Origin of the sequence: Lapillicoccus sp., from assembly GCF_036559105.1 — a bacterium.
GTDB lineage: Bacteria > Actinomycetota > Actinomycetes > Actinomycetales > Dermatophilaceae > Lapillicoccus.
In genome coordinates, this window is sequence record NZ_DATBTV010000070.1 from 1 (window position 1) to 22,379 (window position 22,379).

A 22,379-nucleotide genomic window follows, 5' to 3' on the forward strand; every position below is an offset into this window, starting at 1 on the left:
GGGTGGTCACCTCGACCCCGGCGGGGAGGCCCTCGATCACGGCGACGAGCGCCGGGCCGTGGGACTCACCGGCGGTCAACCAACGCAGCATGCGGCGATCTTGCCACGCACCACACGCTCGCCTCGTCGCCCGTCCGCGAGACTGGACCAGCGGCAAACGCACCCGGCTCAGATGGGTGCGCGGCGGACGCCGTCGGCGGGATCGTGGACGCTCCTGTACCCCAGAGGTCGAAACCCGCCACCGTCCGTCCGGCGCACGGCCAGGGCCCGTGAACGGGAAGATCCACCCCACCCGGGTGTGCTGGATCTTCCCGTATCCCCGCTCCGGCTCGGGGCGGTCCGCGCGGCTGAGTGAACGGGAACCGCACCCGCAGAGAGTCCGGTCAGGTGGGTGCGCGCAAGGCGCCGTCGGCGGAATCGTGAACGCTCCTGCACTCAGAGGGTCGAGAAGTCACCACAACCCGCTCCGACTCAGGGCGTCCGCCGGAGCTAGACGAGCTGGAAGCGCACCAGCAGCGCGAGCAGCGCGCCCACGACGATGAACGGCCCGAACGCGATGTGGCTGCGCAACGTCAGCCGTCGGGTGGCCAGGCCCACCAGCGCAACGACACCCGAGACGAGGTATGCCGCGACGAACCCGAAGATCGGGACCCCCCACCCGAGGTAGCCCAGCGGCAGAGCCACCAGCCCGCCCAGGGTTGCGTCGCCCAGCCCCAGCCCGCCCGGAACGACAAAGGCGAGCACCGCATACACGAGCCAGCCAGCCACGCCACAGATCACGCCGCGCAGCAACGCTCCCCAGTCCCCGGTCGTCGCGGAGGCCACCGTCAGCAGCACGAGCAGCCCGGGGATGACCGGCAGCGTCAGCCCCTCGGGCAGCCGGTGGGTGTCGAGGTCGATCCAGAACAGCGCCACCCCGGCCCACGCGAGCAGCAGGTATGCGGGCAGTGCCGCACCCTGTGACAGGCCGCCGAGGCGCCAGGCCAGCACTCCCCAGAGCACCGGGACCGCGACGGCCAGGACGGCGGCCGGTCCGGGGAGCGGCCGGTCGGCCTCGTCGTCGAGCCGGTACCCGCCGGTGCCGAGCTCGCGAGCGAGGAGCCAGCCGACGCCGGCTCCGGCGACGGTGACGACCGCGACCAGCCACCAGGGGGCGGCGACCGCGGGAGCCAGGGTCACGGGGCCCTCAGCCCGACGGCGGCCCGCATCGCCGCCAGTGGCGCGGGGTGACCGGTCATCATCCGGAACTGCTCGGCCGCCTGGTGCAGGAGCATCGCCACTCCGGGAGCGACCACATACCCCCGCTCGGGGGCCAGCTCGGTGAAGGCGCTGGCCGTGCCGTAGACGACGTCGAGGACCGCACCCCGGCCCGGCGGGAGGGTGGCCGCGGCCTCGGAGCGGTCGCCGGGCACGGTGGAGACCACCACGTCGACACCGTCCGGCCAGTCGCCGATGTCGCGGCGCCCGATCCGCAGCCCGGACGCCTGGGCCTGCTCCAGGGTGGCGCCGCGGACCTCGCCGCGCACCATGAAGTCGACGCGCGCGGCGCCGAGGGCGACGAACGCCGCGACGACGGACCGGGCGGTGGCCCCCGACCCCACGACGACGGGCCGCTCGGCGTGGTCGACGCCGACGTCGGCCAGCGCCCCGAGCACTCCGACGACGTCGGTGTTGTCGGCGTCCCACCCGCCGTCGGGCCGACGCAGCAGCGTGTTGATCGACCCCGTGTCCCGGGCCACGTCGGTGACCGTCGTGGCCACCTCGAAGGCGACCTCCTTCAGGGGACGGGTCAGCGACAGGCCGCGCCACTCCGGGCCGAGGGCCGTCACAAAGGCGAGCAGCTCGAGCTCCGCCACGTCGGCGCGGGTGTAGTCCCAGTCGTTCAGGCCGAGCGCGCGGTAACCGGCCGTGTGGAGCGCCGGCGAGAGCGAGTGGGCGATGGGCGAGCCGAGGACGGCGGCGCGATGGTGCGGGTCGGTCAGCACTTGCCCGTGTTCGCCTGGCACCAGGCCTGGAACTCCTTGACGTACTGGTCGTGCTCGTCCTGCGTCACGGCGAACTTGGTCTCCCCGGTGCTGGGGTTGGTGGTGACCCAGAACAGCCACGGGCCGTCGGCCGGATGCAGGGCCGCCTCGATGGACGAGGCGCTCGGGTTGCCGATCGGCCCGGCCGGCAGACCGGCGGTGACGTAGGTGTTGTAGGGGTTCTTGTCGGCCCGCTCCGCGTCGGTGGTGGTCAGGGCCCGCTTCTGGACGCCGTAGCTGACCGTCGAGTCCAGCTGGAGGTTCATGCCCTGGTCGATGCGGTTCTGGATCACCCGGGCCTGCTTCTCGCGGTCCTCGGTGCTGCGGCCCTCGGCCTCGAGGATGCTGGCGGTGATGAGGACCTTCTCCATGTCGTCCGGGGCGACGCCCTGGGCGGTCAGCGTCGACACCGTCTTCTGCACCATCTGGCGCAGCTGCTCGGTCGGCGTCGAGTCCTTGGCGAACTCGTAGGTGGCCGGGAACAGGTAGCCCTCGACGTTGCCCTTGGCCGAGGCGGGCAGGCCGATCGTCGCGGCGTCCTTCGCGGCCGCCTCGTAGTCGGCGACCGGCTTGCCGCTGGCCTTGGCGAGGGTGGCGAACACCTCGGACTTCCAGCGCCCCTCGGGGATGGTGACCATGGGCACCGTGCGGTTCGCCGGGTTCGCGAGGAGGGCGACGGCGTCGGCGGCCTTCATCTCCTTCTTCAGCGTGTACTCGCCGGGCTGGATGGCGGCGCTGGCCGGGTTGTCGGCGGCGGCGTCGGTGAACGCCTTGGCCGTCTTGACCACCCCCGCGGTGAAGAGGGTGTTGGCGATGGCCCGACCCGTGTCTCCGGGGTTGACCGTGACCTGCACCTCGGTGGTGCCCGGTCCGGGGTAGTCGGTGTCGCCGCCGAAGCCGGACAAGGCCGGCTTGAGCACGGTCACCGCCGCGAAGGCGGCCCCGCCGATGAGGGCGATCGCGACGACGAAGACCAGCAGCCGCTTCGCGGTCCGGCCGCCACGTCCCTTCGGGCGGGTGTGCCGGTCGGCGCGTCGCAGTTCGTCGGAGGCCGGGTCGTCGAACGGGTCGTAGGCGTGCCCGAGGTGCTCGTCGTGCTCGTCGTACAGCGCGCTGTGCTCGTCGTACTCGTGGAGGACGCCGTGCTCGTCGTAGCCCGCCCTCGGGTCATGGTCCACGTCACGGTCCACGTCACGGTCCATGTCATGGTCCACGTCAAACACCACGTCATGCGCCGAGTCATGCGCCGAGTCATAGGAAACGTGGTCGCCGGAGCCGGACGCGGGGTCGCGTCGGTCGGTCATGCTCGGTCCTTCTGTCGGGGGCGGCGCCGCAGGGGGTCGACCCTGGTGCCGGGCGCCCGCCCCGAAGTTCGCTCGCCGTCGAGCGCGGACTGCAGGATGAGCACCGCGGCCGTCTGGTCGACGACACCGCGTTGTGAACGGCCTGCCACTCCGCTCTCGCGTAGTCTGCGGTGTGACTCGACGGTGGTCAAGCGCTCGTCGACCAGCCGCACCGGGATCGGGTCGACCAGGCGGGCGACGTCCGCTGCGTAGGCCCGCGCCAGCCTCGCCGCCTCCCCCTCGACGCCGGACAGATGCCGGGGCAGCCCGACCACGACCTCGACGGCATCGAGGTCGTGGGCCACGGCGGCGATCCGAGCCAGGTCGCTGCGGGCGGGAGATAGGTCCCGAGGAATCGTCTCGACCGGGGACGCGAGCAGCCCTGAGGGGTCGCTGGCCGCGAGGCCGACGCGAACGGAGCCGACGTCGACGCCCAGCCGAACTCCGCCGCGCACCATCACCTCATTCGACCACAGGACGGGGCTTCGGACCCGCGACTCACGGTCAGCCGCTGCGTCCGCGCAATGCGTCCTCGACCGAACCGAGCGCCGCCGAGACCTTCGACGGGTCGGTTCCGCCGCCCTGCGCGAGGTCGTCCTTGCCGCCCCCGCCACCACCGAGGACCTGCGCCGCGACGCGAACCAACGGCCCAGCCGTCACTCCGGCCGCACGGGCCCCAGCCGTGGTCGCCACGACGACGACCGGGCGGCCGGCCGCTGCCGACGCCATGGCCACGACTGCGGGGTGGTCGACGCCCAGCCGGTTCCTGACGTCGAGGACCAGGCTGCGGAGGTCGTCGGCTCCGAGGTCGCCGGCGTCGTGGGTCACCAGGGCGACGCCGCCGAAGTCGCGGGCGCTGGCGACGAGTCCGGCGGCGGCACCCAGGGCCTTCTCCTGACGCGCGGCGGCGATCTCGCGCTCCGCCTCCTTGAGCCGGCCGAGGATCCCGGCCACCCGTTCGGGCAGCTCCTCGGGGCGCGCCTGCAGCGCCTCGGTCAGCTGCCCGACGATCGCGTGCTCGCGAGCGAGGAACGAGTAGGCGTCGGCGCCCACCAGCGCCTCCACCCGCCGGACCCCTGAGCCGATCGACGACTCCCCCATCAGCTTCACGACGCCGAGCTGGCCGGAACGCTGCGCGTGGGTACCGCCGCAGAGCTCGCGGGCCCAGTCGCCGACCGAGATGACCCGGACGGCGTCGCCGTACTTCTCGCCGAACAGCGCCATCGCACCGGCGTCACGGGCCTCCTGCTGCGTCATCACCTCCGCGGTGACTGGCAGGTCGTCGAGCAGCAGCGCGTTGACCTTGGCCTCGACGTCACGCAGCACCGACTTGGGCACCGCGGACTGGGCGTTGAAGTCGAACCGGAAACGGCCGGGCGCGTTCTCCGAACCCGCCTGGGTCGCGGTGTCGCCGAGGGCCTCGCGAATCGCCTTGTGCACCATGTGCGTCCCCGTGTGGGCGCGGGAGATCGCCTTGCGGCGCTCGATGTCGACCTCGGAGAGAGCCAGGGCACCCGGGACGACCTCGCCGAGGACCACGGTCGCCCGGTGGGTGACGACCCCGCCGATCGGGGACTGGACGTCGCGCACCTCGATGACGGCGCCGTTGTCCAGCTCGATCCGGCCACCGTCGGCCAGCTGCCCACCGCCCTCCGCGTAGAACGGGGTGCGGTCGAGGACCAGCTCGATGTCGTCGCCGGGTCCGGCGGCCTCGACCTTCACGCCGTCGCGGACGATCCCGGCGACGCGGCCCTCGGAGACGACCTCGTCGTACCCGGTGAACTCGACCGCTCGGCCCAGCCCGTCGGCGATCCGCCGGTAGACCGAGGTGTCGACGTGCCCCTGCTTGCGCGCCTTGGCGTCGGCCCGGGCCCGGTCCTTCTGCTCCTGCATGAGCCGGCGGAAACCGCCCTCGTCGACGGCGACGCCCTGCTCGGCCGCCATCTCCAGCGTGAGGTCGATGGGGAAGCCGTAGGTGTCATGGAGCGCGAACGCCTGCGACCCGGTCAGCTCCGGTTTGTCGTCCGGCGTCCCTGCCCTCGCCGACTTCACGCGCGCGACAGCGGTGTCGAGGATCGTGGTCCCGGAGGCTAGGGTCCGACGGAACGCCTCCTCCTCCGCATACGCGACCTGGCTGATCCGGTCGAAGCCGGTCCGTAGCTCGGGGTAGGTGACGCTCATCCGCTCCATCGACACCGGCAGCAGGTCGGGCATCGCCGGCTCGTCCCAGCCGAGGAGCCGCATCGAGCGCACCGCGCGGCGCAGCATCCGGCGGACGACGTAGCCGCGGCCCTCGTTGCTCGGGGTCACCCCATCGCCGATGAGCATCAGGCAGGACCGCACGTGGTCGGCGACGACCCGCAGCCGCACGTCGTCGGGGCTGCTCTGCGATGCGACGTGGCTGGGCGCTGCTCCGTAGCGCTTACCCGTCATCTCGGCCGCCCGGTCGAGCACCGGCCGGACCTGGTCGATCTCGTAGAGGTTGTCGACGCCCTGCAGGATGCTGGCGATCCGCTCCAGGCCCATGCCGGTGTCGACGTTCTTCTTGGGCAGCGGCCCGACGATGTCGAAGTCGGCCTTGCTCCGGACCGCGCCCAGCTCGAACTCGGTGAAGACGAGGTTCCAGATCTCCAGGAAGCGGTCCTCGTCGACCGTCGGCCCACCGTCCGGGCCGTACTGCGGACCACGGTCGTAGAAGATCTCGCTGCAGGGGCCACCGGGGCCGGGAATTCCCATGTGCCAGTAGTTGTCGAGCCGGTCACGCCGGACGACCCGCTCCCTGGGGATGTCGGTCAGCTCGAGCCAGAGCGCCTCGGCCTCGTCGTCGTCCTCGTAGACGGTGGCCCACAGCTTCTCCGGGTCCAAGCCGTAACGGCCGGCCTCGACCGGCCCGGTCAGCAGCTCCCACGCATACGCGATGGCGTCGTGCTTGAAGTAGTCCCCGAACGAGAAGTTGCCGTTCATCTGGAAGAAGGTGCCGTGCCGGCTGGTCTTGCCGACCTCGTCGAGGTCTGGGGTGCGCACGCACTTCTGGACGGAGGCCGCGCGGGGCCACGGCGGGGTCTGCTGGCCGCTGAAGTAGGGCACGAAGGGAACCATCCCGGCCACGACGAACAGCAGGTTCGGGTCGTCGAACGGCAGCGGCGCGCTGGGCACGACGGCGTGCCCCTTCTCCTCGAAGAACGCCAGCCAACGACGCGCGATCTCGGCGGTTTCCATGGTCAGCGACCCTAGTCGAACGGGGTATGCCGGCTCGCGCGGCTTTCCCCGCGCTCAGTCGCCGCGGAGCGTCTCGAGGACCTCTCGGGTGTGCTCCAGGACCCCGAGGTGGCCGTCGTCCTCACGCAGGCGCAGGGTCGCGTCGGGCAGGTGTTCGGCGAGCCACGGACCCGCCCCGGCCGGTACGTGGCCCGCACCGATCTCCTGGTCGGTCCCGAGCAGCGCGGCCCGGAACCCCTCGAAGCCCCGAGCGAACCCGGACGCCGCGGCCGCATGGTCGGGGAGCATGCCGACCGCGGCCTGGTCGTTCTCGTCGAGGAGGTCCATGGCTCCCGGCGTCAGCTGGAACGGGACGGCGCCGGCCGTCACGCCGCAGCGAGTCACGCGGTCGCCGAGGACCGCCGCGCACGCCCAGCGAGAACGGGCCACCGCCCGACTGCCCCAGCGTCACGAACCGGTCCAGGCCCAACCGGTCGGCGATCGTCCCGGTCGCGCCGGCGACCGAGGCCAGGCCGAACGGCTGCGGGGTCGACTCCCCGTACCCGGGCCGGTCGAACGAGATCAGGCGGATGCCGAGCTCGGAGCAGTCGGCGTCGGCGAAGGCCGGTTCGAGCCGGCACGACGGGGTGCCGTGGAAGTACACGAGCGGCCGCCCGTCGGGGTCGCCGGCCTGGCGGACCGCCCACGTCGAGCCGTCCACGTCGATCCAGGTCTCCCCCAGCCCCTCGCGACCACGCCTGGAGCCTAGGCCGGACCTACCCGGACGCACCCTGGTTGGCCTCGTTGATGGCGCTCTCGATCCGGGTGTAGTCGGTGTTGGGGTCCATGCCCATGATCCCGGCCCACGCGGGCACTGTCTCGGTCTCGAAGTAGCGGTGCCCGTACCCGCCGGGGACGGTGTTGGACATGGCCATGTCCGCCGTCACCTGCCAGAACGTCACGAACGGCAGCCACGACATGTAGCTCATCGGCGTGCCCGGTTGTCGGGTCTCGACGAGCCAGTCCGGGGTGTTGAGGATCAGGTCGGGCGACCACCACACGACCGGGTCGGAGTCGTGCTGGAGGTAGACCACCCGCGGCGCGTTCCACACGCCGAGCGAGTGCCCGAACTGGTCGGCGGTCAGCTCCGCCTCGTTGCCGGCGAACCGGATGTGGACGCCGTTGCCGATCGTGGGGTTGACCTCGGTGGAGCCGAACGCCCGCTGGGCGGTGAGCGTCTCGTGGTTCGGTGTGAACGAGGGCGTCCCGGTCCACAGCGCGCCGTCGACCTGCGCGAGCATGTCGTCGGGACTGTCGAACGCCCCGTTCCCGCCGTAGGCGCCGAGGGACTCCCCGCCGGCGTACAGCTTCGGCCGCTGGTCCTGCGGCATGGACGCGATCCTGGCCGCGACCGCCTTGAACAGCAGCCGGCCGACCTTCGGCGGCTCGTCCCGGGCAGTGAGCAGGCCCAGTGCCGAGGGCAGGGTGGAGTACTGCATCGCGGCGATGGCCGTGTCGCCGTGCAGGAGGTACTCGAACGACTCGGCCGACCACTCGTTGACGAACCCCGTGCTCGTCGAGGTCACGACGAGGATGGCCTTGCGCTCCCACGCCTTGGTCCGGTCCATCTCGGCCAGGACGAGGTTCTTGGTGTCCTCGAGGTTGCGGTCCTTGTCGGCGCTGGCGAAGACCCGGATGGGCTGCTTCGCCTCGTCGTCGCGGGTGACCACGCTGACGCGAGCGGCGTTGGGGCCGGAGGCGATGAACGACTTGCCGTCGGCTCCGATGCTGTCCCACGGCACCAGGGACCCCGGGCCACCGGACCGCATCGGTGAGGCCGGCGTGAAGATCCCGGCGGGAGTGGACTGGTTGACCGCGTCGGCCTGCTCCTTGGCCGCGAGGAGCAGACCGCGGATGACGACCTGGTCGAAGACGGCCGCGATGGCGACGATCGTCACGACGGTGGCGACGAGCCGGGCGATGGCGACCCGCACCGCCCGCCGCTCGAGCCGGGCGGTCAGCCAGTGGGTCAGTGCGGCGAAGAGGTGGTAGACGCCGATGAAGAGTGCCCCCACGAGGATGGCCGTGAGGATGCTGGCCAACGGGTAGAGCGGGCCGGGTGGCTGCTCCCCGACGTAGGCCGTGACGTAGGTGTGCCAGGCGGCGTTGACGAACGGGTAGGCCAGCACGGCGAGGGCGACCAGGACGTACCAGATGCGGCGCAGGACCGTGCGGGCCCCCGGGCGGATGGTCATCCGGAAGCCCGACCAGCGGGCGAACAGCTGCCAGATCTCGGCGATGACGAGGCCGATGACGTAGAAGATCAGCGCCGAGATGCCGCCGATCAGGCCCTGGAAGTACCACGGCCGGGGAAGCAGCGACGGGGTGTCGGAGGCGAGGTAGCCGAGGAAGGCCAGGGCCACCGGGAAGCGAGGCAGGTTCAGGACCCAGTGCCGCAGCCGCCACCAGAGGCGACGCGGCCACGACGGTCGTCGAGCACGCGGCGTCTCGACGGAGCGTTCGGTGGCGGTGTCGACCCCCATGGCAGCCATTGTCCCGCAGCGCCGCCGCGAGGACGGGGAGTTCCGGTCAGCGGTTCGCCAACCGCTCCTTGAGCCAGGCGAGCCGCACGGCGAGGCGTTCCTCGAACCCCCGGTCGGTCGGCCGGTAGTAGTCCGTGGCGCCGGCCAGATCGTCCGGGAGGTACTGCTGCGCGGCGACCCCGTCGGGCGCGTCGTGGGCGTAGGCGTACCCGTCGCCGTGGCCCAGCCGCGCGGCCCCCGCGTAGCCGCTCCCCCGCAGGTGAGGAGGGACCGGGCCGCCCTTGCCGGCCCGCACGTCGGCGATCGCCGCCCCGATGGCGAGGTAGGAGGCATTCGACTTCGGCGCCATCGCGTTGTGGACGACGGCCTGCGCCAGGATGATTCGCGCCTCGGGCATTCCGATCTGGGCGACGGCGTGCATCGCCGCGACCGCGGTCTGCAGGGCGGTCGGGTCGGCCATGCCGACGTCCTCGCTCGCCGCGATGACGATGCGGCGGGCAATGAACCGTGGGTCCTCGCCGGCCTCCAGCATCCGCGCGAGGTAGTGCAGGGCCGCGTCGACGTCGCTGCCCCGCATCGACTTGATGAGGGCGCTGGCCACGTCGTAGTGCTGGTCGCCGGCCCGGTCGTAGCGGACCGCCGCCTGCGCCACGGCCTGTTCCGTATGCGTGAGCACGATGGTCACGGGGGCGTCGTCGGTGTCAGCGGTGAGGGGCTCGGTGTCGAGGGCCACGCCCGCGGCCGCCTCGAGAGCGGTGAGCGCTCGCCGGGCGTCACCGCCGGCGATCCGGACGAGGTGCGCGCGGGCGTCCTCGTCCAGCGAGAAGCCGCCGGCCAACCCGCGCTCGTCGGCGACGGCGGCATCGACCAGGTCGGCGATCTCGGCGTCGTCGAGCGGGGTCAACGTGACGAGCACCGAGCGGGAGAGCAGCGGGGCGATGACGCTGAACGACGGGTTCTCGGTGGTGGCCGCGACGAGGACGACGAGCCGGTTCTCCACGCCGGGCAGCAGCGCGTCCTGCTGGGCCTTGGTGAACCGGTGGATCTCGTCGAGGAAGAGCACCGTCTGGCGGTCGTAGAGGTCGCGGTCGCGGCGCGCCTGGTCCATGACCTCGCGGACGTCCTTGACGCCGGCCGTCACGGCGGACAGCTCGACGAACCGCCGGTCCGAGGCGGTGGCGACGAGGTGGGCCAGAGTGGTCTTGCCGGTACCGGGCGGTCCCCAGATGATCGCCGAGAGCGGGCCGGCGGTACCGCCGGACCCCTCGACGAGGCGACGCAGCGGGCTGCCGGGACGCAGCACGTCGGCCTGGCCCCGCACCTCCTCCAGCGAGCGCGGGCGCATCCGGACGGCGAGCGGCGGGAGGGTGCTGTCGCCGGTCGTCGTGGGACCGGCCGCGACCCGGTCGTCCCGGGCCTGGGCGAACAGGTCCGTAGCGTCGCTCATCGCCCTCCAGCCTAGTGAGGCCGTCTGACGCACCACGCCACGTACGCTGAGCCGTGGCCACCTCGCTCGACGCTCCCCCCGGGCCGGAGCCTGGGGTGGTCTCGGACTCCCCCGGGGGCGGCAACGGCGAGGCCTCGTCCGCGGCCTACCCGACGACCCGGCTGGCGCGCCTGGGCGGCGTCGCCGCACGCCACCCGTGGCGGTTCGTGCTCGTCTGGGTCGTCATCACCGCCGCGGCCTTCGCCGTCGCGGTCGGCGGGGTCACCGGCGAGTCGCTGTTCCAGCGCCTGCACTCGGGGGCGCCGTCGGCACCGAGCGAGGCGCAGACCGGCCAGGATCTCGTCGAGGCCAACGAGGCAAGCTCCGACAGCCTCACCCTGCAGGTCGCCGGCGCGAACCTGGCCGACCCGGCCGCCGTCGCGGCGGCGACGACCGCGACCCAGAACCTGGCCGCTGTCCCCGGCGTCAGCTCGGTCACGTCGCCGTTCCTCCTGCCCGGCGGCCTCCAGAACCCGGAGGCGGCGGCGTTCCTCAGCGGCGGCACCCCGGCCGGCGGCGGCTTCGTCACGGTGGCGTCGTTCGCGAAGGACCTCCCCACGGCGCAGCGGACCGCCGCCCACGCTGCGGCGCAGCAGCAGTTCGACGCCATCGTCGCCGCCTTCCCCGGTGCGACCGGCTCGGTCGGTGGGGTGGGACCGCTGGTCGACGCCATCACCCACCAGATCGAGACGGACCTGCAGGCCGGCGAGGGGATCGCCCTGCCCTTGTCGTTCATCGTCATGGTGTTCGTCTTCGGTGGCTTCGTGGCGGCCGGGATGCCGATCGCCGGTGCCATCGCCTCCATCGCCGGCGGCCTCGCCTCGTTGTTCGCGTTCTCCCACGTCATCGACCTCGACGCCAGCGTCGTCAACGTCGTCACCCTGCTCGGGCTCGGACTCTCGATCGACTACGGGCTGCTCACGGTGAGCCGCTACCGCGAGGAGCTGGGCCGGATCGCCGCGGCCGACTCCGACCGACGACGGCACGCCTTCACCCGCGACGACATCGTCGAGGCCACCGCCCGGACCGTCGCCACCGCCGGTCGGACCGTGCTGTTCTCGGGTCTGACCGTGGCCATCGCCCTCAGCGGCCTCATGCTGTTCGACGCCGAGATCATGCGCGCGATCGGAGCGGCGGGCGTCTCGATCGTCCTCGTCGCGATCGTCGTCGACCTGACCCTCATCCCCGCGCTGTGCACCCTCGGCGCGAGACGACTGGTGCCCCGGCGGCAGGAGTCCGGGCCCGACCACGGGGTGTTCTCCCAGCTGGCCAAGTTCGTCCAGGCCCGGCCGTTCGCCGTCATCGTCGTCACCCTGGCCGCGCTGCTGGCTCTCGCGTGGCCTGCACTGTCGATGAAGCTCACCTCGTCGGGAAGGGAGATGCTGCCGGTCGGCTCCGCCCAGCGGGTCTTCTTCGAGAACCTCGACCGCGACTACCCCGCCTTACAGGCCCCCGACGTCACCGTGGTGGCCCAGGCACCGCTCGAGACAACGCAGCAGTGGGCGACTTCGTCGGTGTCGACGCTGCCCGGCGTCGAGCGGACCAGCGTCCGCTCGCTTACGCCGAACCTCAGCGTCGTGTCGGTCAGTGTGGCCGGCGAGCCCCTCGGCGCGGAGACCGACGCCGTCATCGACGAGCTCCGCGCGCACCGACCGCCGTTCACGACGTACGTGACCGGGCAGGCCGCCGGCCAGCGCGACTTTCTGGCCAGCATGGTGTCCAAGGCCCCGTATGCGGTCGGCCTGGTGGTGCTCGGCACGTTCGTCCTGCTGTTCCTCATGACCGGCTCGCTGGTGATCCCGCTCAAGGCGCTGATCCTCAACGTCGTGTCGCTGGGGGCGGCGCTGGGCGTGCTGGTGCTCACGTTCCAGCGGGGCCACCTGGAGGGACTCATCCACTTCTCGTCGGTCGGCGCGATCGAGTCGATGATCCCGTTCCTCGTGCTGGCCTTCGGGTTCGGGTTGTCGATGGACTACGAGCTCTTCCTGCTGGCCCGGATCACCGAGCTGCACCGTCAGGGGGTACCCAACAACCGCGCCGTCGCCCTCGGCCTGCAGCGGTCGGGCCGGATCATCACGTCAGCCGCCCTGCTCATCGTCATCGTCTTCGCCGGGTTCGCGGCGGGGCAGCTGCTCATCATCAAGGAGATCGGCGTCGCCCTGGTCACCGCGGTGATCCTCGACGCCACGGTCGTCCGGATGCTGCTCGTCCCGGCCACGATGACCGTGCTCGGCGACTGGAACTGGTGGGCCCCGGCCCCCCTCGCGCGCTGGCACGCCCGGCACGGCATACGGGAGTAGCCGGGGGTGGCTGCCGTCTGCTGCGTGATCGATCGTCCGCCGCAGCACGACAACGGCAGCGCGCGGGCGACGATGTCGGACAGCGGTACTCGCGTGCGGCCGGCGCCGCCGGCATGGCTCGAGGTCGGCATCGATGCGGCCGTGCTCAGCGCGCACGACATGACAGCGACAGGCGATGACGACACCTCAGACCGCACCGTCGGCCGGCTGGTGCTCGTGCTCGACGTCGTGCTCGACGTCGTGCTCGACGTCGTGCTCGTCCTGGCGCTCGCCTGGGTCCTGTGGGTCACCCTCGGGGCGGAGGTTTCGCAGGTGGCGGCGGCCACCGTCAACGGGGCGGCCGGTGTCATCGTCATCGACGGCCTGCGCCCCAGCTCGGACATCCCGGTCGGTACCTTCACCGATCGAGACGGCACGGTGACGTCGGGGGTCGCTTGGCAGGACCGTCCGGCCGGCGTCGGCGACCGCAACGAGGGACTGCGCGTCGGGGACCGGGCATAGGCGCTCGTGGTGCAGCTGGGGCTCTGGGACGTGCTCGTCATGACGGCCGTCGTGGGGTTGTTCGCGTGGCGTGTGGTCGTTCTGGTCCGCCACCTGCGCGGGCGACGAACCACCGGCCCCGAGGAGGCTCAGCCCGGTCACCCGTGAGGGTGCCGCAGCGGCGTGACCGACGGGCAGGGCCGGCCTCCATCGACCCGTTCAGTCGCGCGGTGCCGGAGCCACCTCGCGCACCATCACGCAGTTGCCCTGGCCCTTGGGCCGGTCGTAGCTGAAGCCCTCCCGCTCATACATCGTGCGGGTGCCGTTGTAGAGGAACGAGGAGTTCTTCTTCCGGACCCCACCGGTGTCGTGGGGGTCCCCCTCGACCAGGCCGCCGCCGGCCTGCTCGTTCAGCTCGACGGCTGCGCGCAGCGCGATCGCCGCCAGGCCCCGGCCACGCTGGCCGCGCTCGACCAGGATGCAGGTGACCCGGTAGTCGGGCCGTCGCCCGGCGGTGGCGACGTACTCCTTGCGGTGATGGATGTTCGGCAGCTCCTCGGGTGACCCGTACTCCGCCCAGGCGACCGCCCGGTCACCGTCGTAGACCAGCGCGGCGTGGGCGATCCCGTCGGCCACCAGGCGTTGCCTGAGCGCCCGCCTCGTGGACCTCTGCTCCTTCTCCGCGAAGTCGGCATGGAACCAGGTGCACCAGCAGTGGGCGAACATGCCCCCGTTCCGCTCCACGAGAGCGGCGAAGTCGTCGAACGTCTCCGGGGTGAGCGCCTTGGTCACGAGCTCGGACATCTGGGCAACGTACCCGCGACCACGCCCTGCCTCCACGTCTCGTCGAGCGGGAGGACCAGCACTGGAGGGAAGGGGAGCAGGTCGGCGTCCATCGCCTCCACCTGGGCGGTCGGCATGCTGTGGGGAAACCCGGCGTACCCGACTAGAGCGGGATGGTGTCGGCGAAGACCGTTCGGCGGACGATGACGGCGTGGACAGCGCTGTTCGGCTGGTCCGGGTCGTCGGCATCGAGCAGCTCCTGCTCCTCCACGACGACCCGCCAGGCGGACGTCGGCGAGCCAGGCGTACGGAGCTCCAGCGGCTCGGGCAGCCGCAGCTCGCCGCTCGCCGCTCACTCGCATGGTGAGCTCGGTCCCGGCACCGACGACCCGCAGCCGGCGGTAGGTGACCGTCTCCCACTGCAGGTCGCTCGCACCGTCCGGCAGGTGCTCCAGCCGGGCCATGACGATGCGGGTGCTAGCGAGCAGGGAGTCGATGCGCGCCGCCTGGCCCATCGGGGTGTCCCCGTCGAGGTCGTCGCCGGCCACGCCGCCGACGTCCCCGCCCCCAGCCGCGGCGCCCGCAGCAGCGCGATGACGCCGCTGACCGTCAGCCGGACGCGGTTCTCGTCCGGTCGGTTGACCGTCGTCGTCCGGGTCGGCAGCGGCTGCACCCACGACGTCAGGCCGATCGGTGACAGGCTGCAGCCGTCGATCGAGCGGGGCTGGTAGCGCGCGAGCGCCAGCCGGACGAACGGCCACAGGTCGGGTCCGTCGTCCATCGCGATGTCGGCGAACCAGTGGTCACGCGCCGGGTGGAACTCCGGCTGGTACCCGAGGACCACCGCAGGCGGCGTCTCCGGGACGTCGGCCAGGGCGACTCCACGGGCGGTGGCGACCGGCCGGGCGGAGCGCTCCACCGGTTCATCGCTCACCGTGCCGAGCAGCAGCTGGGTGGGGTCGATGAGCGGTGGCACCGGCTAGCAAGGAGGCGTTCGGACGGCTGGCGTTTTCCAGAACGCCGGCACCGGCCTCACCCAGCCGCCCCAGCCCGTCCGGGCGGGACCGTCACGCGGGGGTCGCGTCGACCCCGGCCTCCTTGCGCTGCTGCGCGGTGATCGGCGCGGGGGCACCGGTCAGCGGGTCGTACCCGCCGCCCGACTTCGGGAAGGCGATGACCTCGCGGATCGAGTCCGAACCCGAAAGCAGGGCGCAGATCCGGTCCCACCCGAAGGCGATCCCGCCGTGCGGCGGCGCGCCGTACTGGAACGCGTCGAGCAGGAACCCGAACTTCTCCTGCGCGTCGGCCTCGCTGAGCCCCATGACCGCGAAGACGCGCTCCTGCACGTCGCGGCGGTGGATACGGATCGACCCGCCGCCGATCTCGTTGCCGTTGCAGACCATGTCGTAGGCGTACGCGAGCGCGGTCCCCGGCTCCGTGTCGAAGGTGTCGAGGAACTCCTGCTTCGGCGACGTGAACGCGTGGTGCACCGCCGTCCACGCGCCCGACCCCACTGCGACGTCACCGGCGGCGACCGCCTCGCTGGCCGGCTCGAACAGCGGGGCGTCGTGGACCCAGAGAAAACCCCACGACCCGGGTTCGACGAGCCCGCAACGGTGTCCGATCTCGAGGCGTGCGGCGCCCAGCAGCGCCCGGGACGACTTGACCGCTCCAGCACCGAAGAAGATGCAGTCGCCCGGAGCGGCGCCGACGTGAGCCGCCAGTCCCGCGGCCTCGGTCTCGTTGAGGAACTTGGCCACGCCCCCGCCCAGCGAGCCGTCCTCCTGGACCAGCACGTAGGCGAGCCCGGGAGCGCCGCGCTGCTTGGCCCACTCCTGCCAGGCGTCGAGCTGCTTGCGGGACTGCGAGGCGCCGCCGGGCATGACGACGGCACCGACGTAGTCCTGCTGGAAGACGCGGAAACCGGTGCCCTGGAAGAACTCCGTGCACTCGACCAGCTCGTGACCGAAGCGGGTGTCCGGCTTGTCGCTGCCGTACCGCGCCATTGCATCGGCATACGTCAGCCGCGGCATGGGCGTCGGCACGTCCACCCCGATCAGGCCCCACAGCGCCACCGCGATCTCCTCGCCGAGCGCGAGGACGTCGTCCTCCTCGACGAAGCTCATCTCGATGTCCAGCTGGGTGAACTCGGGTTGCCGGTCGGCCCGGAAGTCTTCGTCCCGGTAGCAGCGCGCGATCTGGTAGTACCGCTCCATCCCCGCCACCATGAGCAGCTGTTTGAACAGCTGCGGGCTCTGGGGAAGCGCATACCAGGAGCCCGGCGCCAGCCGGGCCGGGACGATGAAGTCGCGCGCGCCCTCGGGCGTCGAGCGCGTCATCGTCGGGGTCTCGATCTCAACGAAGTCGTGCGCGTCCAGGACCGACCGCGCGGCGGCGTTCACGCGCGACCGGAGCCGGATCGCCGCCCCGGGCGCGGGACGCCGCAGGTCGAGGTACCGGTACCTGAGACGCGACTCCTCGCCGACGTTGACGCGCTCGTCGATCTGGAACGGCAGCGGCGCACTCGGGTTCAGGACGTCGATGGCCGACGCGACGACCTCAACCTGACCGGTAGGCAGGTCGGCGTTCTCGTTGCCCTCCGGCCGGCGGCGGACCTCGCCGGTGACCTGGACGCAGTACTCGTTCCGGATGTCGTGCGCACCGCCCTCCGCCAGCACCTCGTCGCGGGCGACCACCTGCACTACACCGGACGCGTCACGCAGGTCGAGGAAGGCCACACCGCCGTGATCGCGGCGCCGGGCGACCCATCCAGCGAGGGTGACGGTCTGGCCGGTCTGGTCGGCGCGCAGCGTGCCGGCCTCGTTGGTGCGGAGCACGGAGGGTCCTTCGGTGGGGGGTGGCGAACAGCCCGGTCATCCTACGGAGACCGACGGTTGCCTTACGAATCGATTGCGGCTGCGCCGTCCCACAGCACGCCGACGTACGTTGTCGCGATGAGAGCCGGCTGGCGGTGGACGGTCTGCGCGGTGACGGTGGCCGTCCTCGTCGCCGTGCCGTTCGCCGTCCGGTATGCGCCGGTCTCGACTCCCGACACCGGTCCGGCTGCGCTCCTGGCTCGAATGCAGGCCTCCAGGTCCACCCCCTACCAGGGGTATGCGGAGAGCTCGGGCACGCTCGCCCTCCCGACGACCGACCAGCTCAACGACCTCAGCACGCTGCTGAGTGGCCGGACCCAGATGCGCGTGTGGTGGCGGTCCGCCACCGACTGGCGCTCCGACACCCTCACGCCGGCCGGCGAGCACAGCACCCGCACCACGTCGGCCGGCACGCTGGTCTGGGACTACGAGGACAACCGGGTCGGGGTGTCTGCGCCGGGGGCCGCCAACACGGTCCGCCTCCCTCAGGACACCGACACCCTGCCGCCGGCGCTGGCGGCCCGGATGCTCAGCGAGGCGACCGCCGACGAGCTCAGCGCCCTCCCGGCCCGCCGGGTCGCCGGGCGGGCGGCCGAGGGCCTGGAGCTGCGGCCGAGCGACGCGCTCAGCAGCGTGGGCCGGGTCGACGTGTGGGCCGACGCGGCGTCCGGGATCCCGGTCCTCGTCGAGGTGTTCGGTCGGTCCGCCGACCTGCCGGCCATGTCGAGCACCTTCCTCGACTTCTCCGACGCCGCACCCACGGCGGGGGACCTGGCGTTCACCGCCCCGCCCCGCGCCCGGGTGCGCTCCGTGGCCCGAACCGACTTCGTGGGCCAGATCGCCCGGTTCGGTGGTCCACGCCCGCCCGAGACGCTGCTCGGCTTCACCCGGTCCACGCCCGGCGCCGGCCTGGCGACGATCGGCGAGTACGGCGACGGCGTCACCCAGCTCGTGGTGAGTGCGGTCTCGGCCCAGCTGGCCGGCTCCCTGCGCGACTCGCTGCGACTCGCGTCGGGGGCCCGCGAGCTGCCGGAAGGGCTCGTCGTGTCCGTCGGCCCGTTGGGGCTGCTGCTGACCACGTCCCGCGGTGGCACGACCTGGCTGGTCGCCGGCACCGTGACGGCCGACGGGCTGGCCCGGGCGGCCACCGAGCTCGGTGCGGTAGCCGCGTGATCCGCACGGAGGGGCTCACCAAACGGTTCGGGTCGGTGACGGCGGTCGACGACGTCGGGCTCGACGTCAGCGCCGGGGACATCTACGGGTTCCTCGGCGCGAACGGGTCCGGCAAGACGACGACGGTGCGCTGTCTCCTCGGGCTCGTCCTGCCGACGCAGGGACGGATCGAGCTCCTCGGGCGGCCCATGCCCAAGGCCGGACGCGATGTGCTGCCCAAGGTGGGGTCGCTCGTCGAGGGACCCGCCGCCTACGGGCATCTGTCCGGGCAGGCCAACCTCGTCCTCCTCGACGCCAGCGGCCGGCACCCCGGGGGACCCTGGGGCGGCGGGCGGCGCGACCGGTCCGACCGGGCCCGGCGCGCCCTCGAGGTCGTAGGCCTGGGCGAGGTCGGGCGGCGACCGGTCCGCGCGTACTCCCTCGGTATGCGTCAACGGCTCGGCCTCGCGGCCGCGATGCTGCGCCAGCCCGAGCTGCTGGTCCTCGACGAGCCGACGAACGGCCTTGACCCCCAAGGGATCCGCGAGATCCGGACCCTCCTTCAGCAGCTGCACGAGGCGGGCACGACGATCTTCATGTCCAGCCACCTGCTGGCCGAGGTCGACCAGCTCTGCACCCGGATCGGGCTTCTCGACCGGGGCCGCCTGGTCATCCAGGAGTCCTTGTCCACGTTGCGGGCGCCCACCGGGCGGACCGTCGTCGAGACGTCGGACGTCGATCTGGCGAGACAGATCCTCGGACCTGCGGTCGAGGCGGTCGACGGGGAGCGAATCATGGTCCGGTCGGCCGACCCGGCCGGCGTGAACGCCCGGCTGGTCTCGGCCGGCGTCGCGGTGCGCGAGCTTGGCCCGGAACGGCGGACGCTGGAGCAGGTCATCGAGGAGCGGACCTCGGCCCGCCGTCCCGGGGAGGTCGCCCGGTGATCCGGGTCGAGCTGACCAAGCTGTTCGGACGGCGCCGCACCTGGGTGGCGATCGGCCTGCTCAACCTGCTGCCCACCCTGGTCTGCGTGCTGCTGGCGTGGACCCGGATCGCCCCGCGCCCGGGACAGGGGCCGGCGTTCCTGTCGGCCGTCATCGCCAACGGGTCGCTGTTCGCCATTGCGGCGCTGGCCATCGTGCTGCCGCTGTTCCTGCCGATCGCTGTCGCCGTCGTGGCGGGCGACGCGGTCGCCGGTGAGGCGCAGGCCGGCACCCTGCGGTATCTCCTGGTCCGCCCGGTCGGCCGGACCCGGCTCCTCGTGGCCAAGCTCGTGGCCATCGTCGTGTTCGTCCTCGTCGGGGTGGTGAGCGTGACGCTGATCGGGTTCGTCGTGGGGCACTTCCTGCTCGGGGACGCGCCACTCTCGCAGGCGATGGTGAGCATCTCGGGGTCGGTACTGACGCCGGGACAGGTCGCCTGGCGGACCGTCGCAGCGGTCCTCCTGGTGACCTTCTCGATGCTCGGTGTGGCGGCGATGGCGCTGTTCCTGTCCACGACGACCGACTCGCCGCTGTCGGCGACCCTCGGGGCGCTGGCCTTCCTCATCGGCTCGTCGCTGTTGCTGACCATCGACGCGGCGCAGCCGCTCCAGCCCTACCTGCCCACCCGGTACTGGCTGTCGTTCGTGGACCTCTACCGGGACCCGATCCTGTGGAGCAACGTCAGTCGGGGCATCGCGCTCCAGGCGGTCTACGTCGGCGTGCTGCTGCTGGCGGCCTGGGCGAACTTCACGACCCGTGACGTCACGAGCTGAGCCGGCCGCAGTCCCCGGGCGCCCAGGTCGGGATCGGGCCGGTTCCCAGCGCCTCGAGGACCATCGCCTGTACCACGCGGTCGTTCGGCAGGCCACCGTGGTTCACCTGGCTGCCCGCGCAGACGCTCTGCACGGACGGGCTGGGTACGTCGTCCTCGACCGACGAGGTGGGTGGTTGGACGACCTCGTCGCTGGTGGTCCACATGGACAGGCCCAGCACGCCGGTCGGCAGCGGCTCGTTGTCCAGGCGCGACAGGACCGGACTGTCGGGCGCGAGCTGCTGGCACGCGGTCGGACAGGTCCCGGACACCAGGGTGCCGAGCCGCGCAACGTCGGTGCCGTGCAGTGGCGACCCGAGCGTCACCAGGCGCCGGATCTTGCCCGGGCCGTCGCCCTCGGTGGCCCAGAGCCGGGCGACCACCCCGCCGGCCGAGTACCCGACCACGTCCACCGATTGCGCTCCGGTACGCGCGAGGACCTGGGCGGCGGTCGTCCCGAGCGCGTCCGACTGGGTGGTCAGGTCGCCCTGGGCGCGGTCCGGCAGGTCGACCACGGTGACGTCCCGCCCGGCCTGACGCATTCGGGTCGCGAGGCTCTGGAGGGAGGCGGCCGAGCCGCCGTACCCCGGGACGAGCAGCACCGGCCCGGCGGTGCCCTGGTCGACCGGCGTGACCAGTCGGCCGCGGAGCGCGGTGAGGGCGACGACACCCACGACCATGGCGAGCGACACCAGCACCGCCGCGACGACCAGCACGAACCGCCGCCGCGCCGGGGACAGGCGGTCGAGTCGCGAGAGCACGCCCCATCATGCGCGACCCACCTGTCCCGACCGGCACGAACCCCGGACTCCGGACTCCGGACCACCGCCACCCGGCCGCCCCCGACTCCGACTCCGCTTACCGGCCCGGTGTGAGGCGCTCGACTGCCAGTCAAGGCCCTTGACCGACCGCCCAGCCCCAGCCGACCCGCTCGACTGCCAGTCCAGCGCGGGCCAGGTCAACCCCAGCGGACCCGCTCGACTGCCAGTGGAGCGGGACGGGGCTGGTCCGGTCAGTCGTGGAGGCGCCGGCGGCGGGCCTCGACGAGGCAGCGGGCCAGCATGACGCGAGCGCGCAGGATGGTCGGCAGCGAGCGCCAGCCGAGAGGCGTCTGGTTCGAGCCGTGCAGCCGCCGCTCCACCGAGGGGTCCTCGAGGTGGCGCATCTCGCGCGTCACGTTGCCGACCAGGCCGATCCACAGGTCGTGCGACTCGGTCAGCCAGGGCGGGAACGGCAGAACGACCGGGAGCACGTCACGCCGCAGGCCCATCGCGCAGCCGAAGTACCAGCGCACCCCCACGAGCACCGCGGCGACGTTCGCGGCATACCGGTGCGAGTCCCGTGCCCGCAGTCTCCAGCGCGGCGGTCCCGGCGGGTCTCCGAGCACCCCCACGCTCGTCGCGACGACGCCGTCGGACCCGAGCGCCGCGACCATCGCCTCCAGCCGGCCGGCCACCCAGACGTCGTCCTGGTCGGCGAGGAGCAGGTATGCGCCTCGCGCCAGCGCCAGCGCCCGCTCGAAGGTCCGCACGGAGCCGAGGTTGGCGTCGTTCCGGTGCATCGTGACCCGTCGGTCGCCGAACGACTCCACGATGCTCACGGTGTCGTCGGTGCTCGCGTCGTCGACGACCACGAGCTCGTCGGTCGGGCCGAGCTGGTCGAGGATCGACCGGACCTGCTGACCGACGTACTCGGCGCCGTCGTGCGTCGCGAGGCACACGCTGACCCGGACCGACGACGCGGGCTCAGCCGCCGGCATACCAGGGCCAGGGTGCGTCGGCCGATCTCAGCGTCGACCACTCCCGCTGCCGCGACCCCCACGTGGCCATCAGGCCGATGACCGCTCCGGGGTTGTGGATCCGGCCGGTGAGCACCGCGGCGTAGGCGTCGTCCAACGGCACCCACAACCCGGTGATGCCCGCCTCCTCGCCGGTGCGCTTGAAGGTCGCGTCGGTGAGCGTCGAGATGTCGCGCGCGAGGAACACCCGCAACGTCTCCGAGGTGCTGCCGGGTGAGGCGAAGAAGTCGATGACGACGTCCCAGCGCTGGGCCGTCAGCTCGACCTCCTCGGCGAGCTCGCGGGCGGCGCTGAGCGCCGGCGCCTCGCCGTGCACGTCGAGCAGGCCCGCTGGGAGCTCCCACTCCCGGGTGCGGACCGGGTGGCGGTACTGGCGGATCATCACGACGTGGTCGACGCCGTCGATCACCCGCAGCGCCACGATGACGACGGCGCCGGGATGGTCGAGGTACTCGCGGGTGACCTCGCCGTGCTCGCCGAGGTCGACCACGTCCCGGCGGAGGTCGAAGATGCGGCCCTTGACGACGACCTCCGACGACCGGACCTTGGCGTCGACCACCTCGGAGGAGAGGTCCGCGTAGGACCCGACCGGGAGGTCCACC

General features: G+C 72.3%; 22 protein-coding genes and 1 pseudogene. 6 read left to right on the forward strand and 17 right to left on the reverse strand.

Annotated features, from left to right (window positions below):
• The 10 genes and pseudogenes from VIG79_RS09170 to VIG79_RS09210 form a co-directional block, all read right to left on the reverse strand.
• On the reverse strand, window positions 1-91 hold a 91-nt coding region (locus tag VIG79_RS09170; protein ID WP_331884881.1), incomplete at its 3' end, for a chorismate synthase.
• A 398-nt stretch (window positions 92-489) separates the two neighbouring features.
• Window positions 490-1,179, reverse strand: coding sequence for a prepilin peptidase (locus tag VIG79_RS09175; RefSeq protein ID WP_331884821.1), 690 nt, complete (start codon window positions 1,177-1,179; stop codon window positions 490-492).
• Window positions 1,176-2,006: a shikimate dehydrogenase gene (locus VIG79_RS09180; RefSeq protein WP_331884823.1), complete on the reverse strand. Its 831-nt coding sequence runs from the start codon at window positions 2,004-2,006 to the stop codon at window positions 1,176-1,178. The genes VIG79_RS09175 and VIG79_RS09180 overlap by 4 nt, the downstream gene beginning before the upstream one ends.
• Window positions 1,979-3,226, reverse strand: coding sequence for an endolytic transglycosylase MltG (gene mltG, locus VIG79_RS09185; protein ID WP_331884825.1), 1,248 nt, complete (start codon window positions 3,224-3,226; stop codon window positions 1,979-1,981). The genes VIG79_RS09180 and mltG overlap by 28 nt, the downstream gene beginning before the upstream one ends.
• 98 nt (window positions 3,227-3,324) lie before the next feature.
• The gene (gene ruvX, locus VIG79_RS09190; RefSeq protein ID WP_331884827.1) at window positions 3,325-3,825 is read right to left on the reverse strand and encodes a Holliday junction resolvase RuvX; all 501 of its coding nucleotides are present in this window, start codon (window positions 3,823-3,825) and stop codon (window positions 3,325-3,327) included.
• 46 nt (window positions 3,826-3,871) lie between these two features.
• Window positions 3,872-6,586: an alanine--tRNA ligase gene (alaS, locus tag VIG79_RS09195; RefSeq protein ID WP_331884829.1), complete on the reverse strand. Its 2,715-nt coding sequence runs from the start codon at window positions 6,584-6,586 to the stop codon at window positions 3,872-3,874.
• Between the two features lie 54 nt (window positions 6,587-6,640).
• Window positions 6,641-7,015 carry a hypothetical protein gene (locus VIG79_RS09200; protein WP_331884831.1) on the reverse strand — a complete coding sequence of 125 codons (375 nt, stop codon included), beginning with the start codon at window positions 7,013-7,015 and terminating at the stop codon, window positions 6,641-6,643.
• A 46-nt stretch (window positions 7,016-7,061) separates the two neighbouring features.
• A pseudogene (locus VIG79_RS19795) lies at window positions 7,062-7,355 on the reverse strand (alpha/beta fold hydrolase); the annotation flags it as partial.
• Window positions 7,342-9,108, reverse strand: a complete 1,767-nt coding sequence (locus VIG79_RS09205; RefSeq protein WP_331884833.1) for an alpha/beta hydrolase — start codon at window positions 9,106-9,108, stop codon at window positions 7,342-7,344. The pseudogene VIG79_RS19795 and the gene VIG79_RS09205, both read right to left, overlap by 14 nt.
• A gap of 46 nt (window positions 9,109-9,154) precedes the next feature.
• On the reverse strand, window positions 9,155-10,555 hold the full coding sequence (locus tag VIG79_RS09210; RefSeq protein ID WP_331884835.1) for a replication-associated recombination protein A: 1,401 nt from the start codon (window positions 10,553-10,555) through the stop codon (window positions 9,155-9,157).
• Between the two features lie 53 nt (window positions 10,556-10,608).
• Here VIG79_RS09210 and VIG79_RS09215 point away from each other — a divergent pair, with 53 nt between their 5' ends.
• From VIG79_RS09215 to VIG79_RS09225, 3 genes are read left to right on the forward strand one after another with little or no spacing between them, the layout of a single operon-like run.
• Window positions 10,609-12,894, forward strand: a complete 2,286-nt coding sequence (locus VIG79_RS09215) for an MMPL family transporter (protein ID WP_331884837.1) — start codon at window positions 10,609-10,611, stop codon at window positions 12,892-12,894.
• Between the two features lie 24 nt (window positions 12,895-12,918).
• Complete coding sequence (locus VIG79_RS09220; RefSeq protein WP_331884839.1) at window positions 12,919-13,395, forward strand: hypothetical protein; 477 nt, start codon at window positions 12,919-12,921, stop codon at window positions 13,393-13,395.
• A gap of 9 nt (window positions 13,396-13,404) precedes the next feature.
• On the forward strand, window positions 13,405-13,542 hold the full coding sequence (locus VIG79_RS09225; protein WP_331884841.1) for a hypothetical protein: 138 nt from the start codon (window positions 13,405-13,407) through the stop codon (window positions 13,540-13,542).
• Window positions 13,543-13,593: 51 nt separating this feature from the next.
• On the opposite strand, the gene VIG79_RS09230 is transcribed toward VIG79_RS09225, so the two are convergent.
• The 4 genes from VIG79_RS09230 to aspS form a co-directional block, all read right to left on the reverse strand.
• On the reverse strand, window positions 13,594-14,178 hold the full coding sequence (locus tag VIG79_RS09230; RefSeq protein ID WP_331884843.1) for a GNAT family N-acetyltransferase: 585 nt from the start codon (window positions 14,176-14,178) through the stop codon (window positions 13,594-13,596).
• A complete protein-coding gene (locus VIG79_RS09235; protein ID WP_331884845.1) occupies window positions 14,163-14,294 on the reverse strand; it encodes a hypothetical protein in 132 nt (43 codons plus the stop codon). The genes VIG79_RS09230 and VIG79_RS09235 overlap by 16 nt, the downstream gene beginning before the upstream one ends.
• Window positions 14,295-14,509: 215 nt before the next feature.
• Window positions 14,510-15,133, reverse strand: coding sequence for a hypothetical protein (locus tag VIG79_RS09240; RefSeq protein ID WP_331884847.1), 624 nt, complete (start codon window positions 15,131-15,133; stop codon window positions 14,510-14,512).
• Between the two features lie 91 nt (window positions 15,134-15,224).
• The gene (gene aspS / locus VIG79_RS09245; protein ID WP_331884849.1) at window positions 15,225-16,994 is read right to left on the reverse strand and encodes an aspartate--tRNA ligase; all 1,770 of its coding nucleotides are present in this window, start codon (window positions 16,992-16,994) and stop codon (window positions 15,225-15,227) included.
• A gap of 117 nt (window positions 16,995-17,111) precedes the next feature.
• On the opposite strand from aspS, the gene VIG79_RS09250 reads away from it, so the two are divergent.
• The 3 genes from VIG79_RS09250 to VIG79_RS09260 are packed head-to-tail and all read left to right on the forward strand — an operon-like array spanning window position 17,112 to window position 19,941.
• Window positions 17,112-18,206: a hypothetical protein gene (locus tag VIG79_RS09250; RefSeq protein WP_331884851.1), complete on the forward strand. Its 1,095-nt coding sequence runs from the start codon at window positions 17,112-17,114 to the stop codon at window positions 18,204-18,206.
• On the forward strand, window positions 18,203-19,129 hold the full coding sequence (locus VIG79_RS09255) for an ABC transporter ATP-binding protein (protein ID WP_331884853.1): 927 nt from the start codon (window positions 18,203-18,205) through the stop codon (window positions 19,127-19,129). Before VIG79_RS09250 ends, VIG79_RS09255 begins: the two co-directional genes overlap by 4 nt.
• Window positions 19,126-19,941 carry an ABC transporter permease gene (locus tag VIG79_RS09260; RefSeq protein WP_331884855.1) on the forward strand — a complete coding sequence of 272 codons (816 nt, stop codon included), beginning with the start codon at window positions 19,126-19,128 and terminating at the stop codon, window positions 19,939-19,941. The genes VIG79_RS09255 and VIG79_RS09260 overlap by 4 nt, the downstream gene beginning before the upstream one ends.
• Here VIG79_RS09260 and VIG79_RS09265 read toward each other — a convergent pair.
• The 3 genes from VIG79_RS09265 to VIG79_RS09275 form a co-directional block, all read right to left on the reverse strand.
• Window positions 19,931-20,740, reverse strand: a complete 810-nt coding sequence (locus VIG79_RS09265; RefSeq protein ID WP_331884857.1) for a lipase family alpha/beta hydrolase — start codon at window positions 20,738-20,740, stop codon at window positions 19,931-19,933. The two genes, VIG79_RS09260 and VIG79_RS09265, sit on opposite strands and share 11 nt — an antisense overlap.
• A 251-nt stretch (window positions 20,741-20,991) precedes the next feature.
• Window positions 20,992-21,738 carry a glycosyltransferase gene (locus tag VIG79_RS09270; protein WP_331884859.1) on the reverse strand — a complete coding sequence of 249 codons (747 nt, stop codon included), beginning with the start codon at window positions 21,736-21,738 and terminating at the stop codon, window positions 20,992-20,994.
• A complete protein-coding gene (locus tag VIG79_RS09275; protein ID WP_331884861.1) occupies window positions 21,725-22,378 on the reverse strand; it encodes an NUDIX hydrolase in 654 nt (217 codons plus the stop codon). The genes VIG79_RS09270 and VIG79_RS09275 overlap by 14 nt, the downstream gene beginning before the upstream one ends.
• Window position 22,379: the final 1 nt, after the last annotated feature.

What these genes read in the sequence shown, in the direction of transcription:
- mltG (WP_331884825.1), bottom strand. Translation starts at nt 3,226, where the DNA reads ATGGACCGTGACGTGGACCGTGACGTGGACCATGACCCGAGGGCGGGC.
- ruvX (WP_331884827.1), bottom strand. Translation starts at nt 3,825, where the DNA reads ATGGTGCGCGGCGGAGTTCGGCTGGGCGTCGACGTCGGCTCCGTTCGC.
- alaS (WP_331884829.1), bottom strand. Translation starts at nt 6,586, where the DNA reads ATGGAAACCGCCGAGATCGCGCGTCGTTGGCTGGCGTTCTTCGAGGAG.
- VIG79_RS09205 (WP_331884833.1), bottom strand. Translation starts at nt 9,108, where the DNA reads ATGGGGGTCGACACCGCCACCGAACGCTCCGTCGAGACGCCGCGTGCT.
- VIG79_RS09210 (WP_331884835.1), bottom strand. Translation starts at nt 10,555, where the DNA reads ATGAGCGACGCTACGGACCTGTTCGCCCAGGCCCGGGACGACCGGGTC.
- VIG79_RS09230 (WP_331884843.1), bottom strand. Translation starts at nt 14,178, where the DNA reads ATGTCCGAGCTCGTGACCAAGGCGCTCACCCCGGAGACGTTCGACGAC.
- VIG79_RS09235 (WP_331884845.1), bottom strand. Translation starts at nt 14,294, where the DNA reads ATGCCGACCGCCCAGGTGGAGGCGATGGACGCCGACCTGCTCCCCTTC.
- VIG79_RS09250 (WP_331884851.1), top strand. Translation starts at nt 17,112, where the DNA reads ATGAGAGCCGGCTGGCGGTGGACGGTCTGCGCGGTGACGGTGGCCGTC.
- VIG79_RS09270 (WP_331884859.1), bottom strand. Translation starts at nt 21,738, where the DNA reads ATGCCGGCGGCTGAGCCCGCGTCGTCGGTCCGGGTCAGCGTGTGCCTC.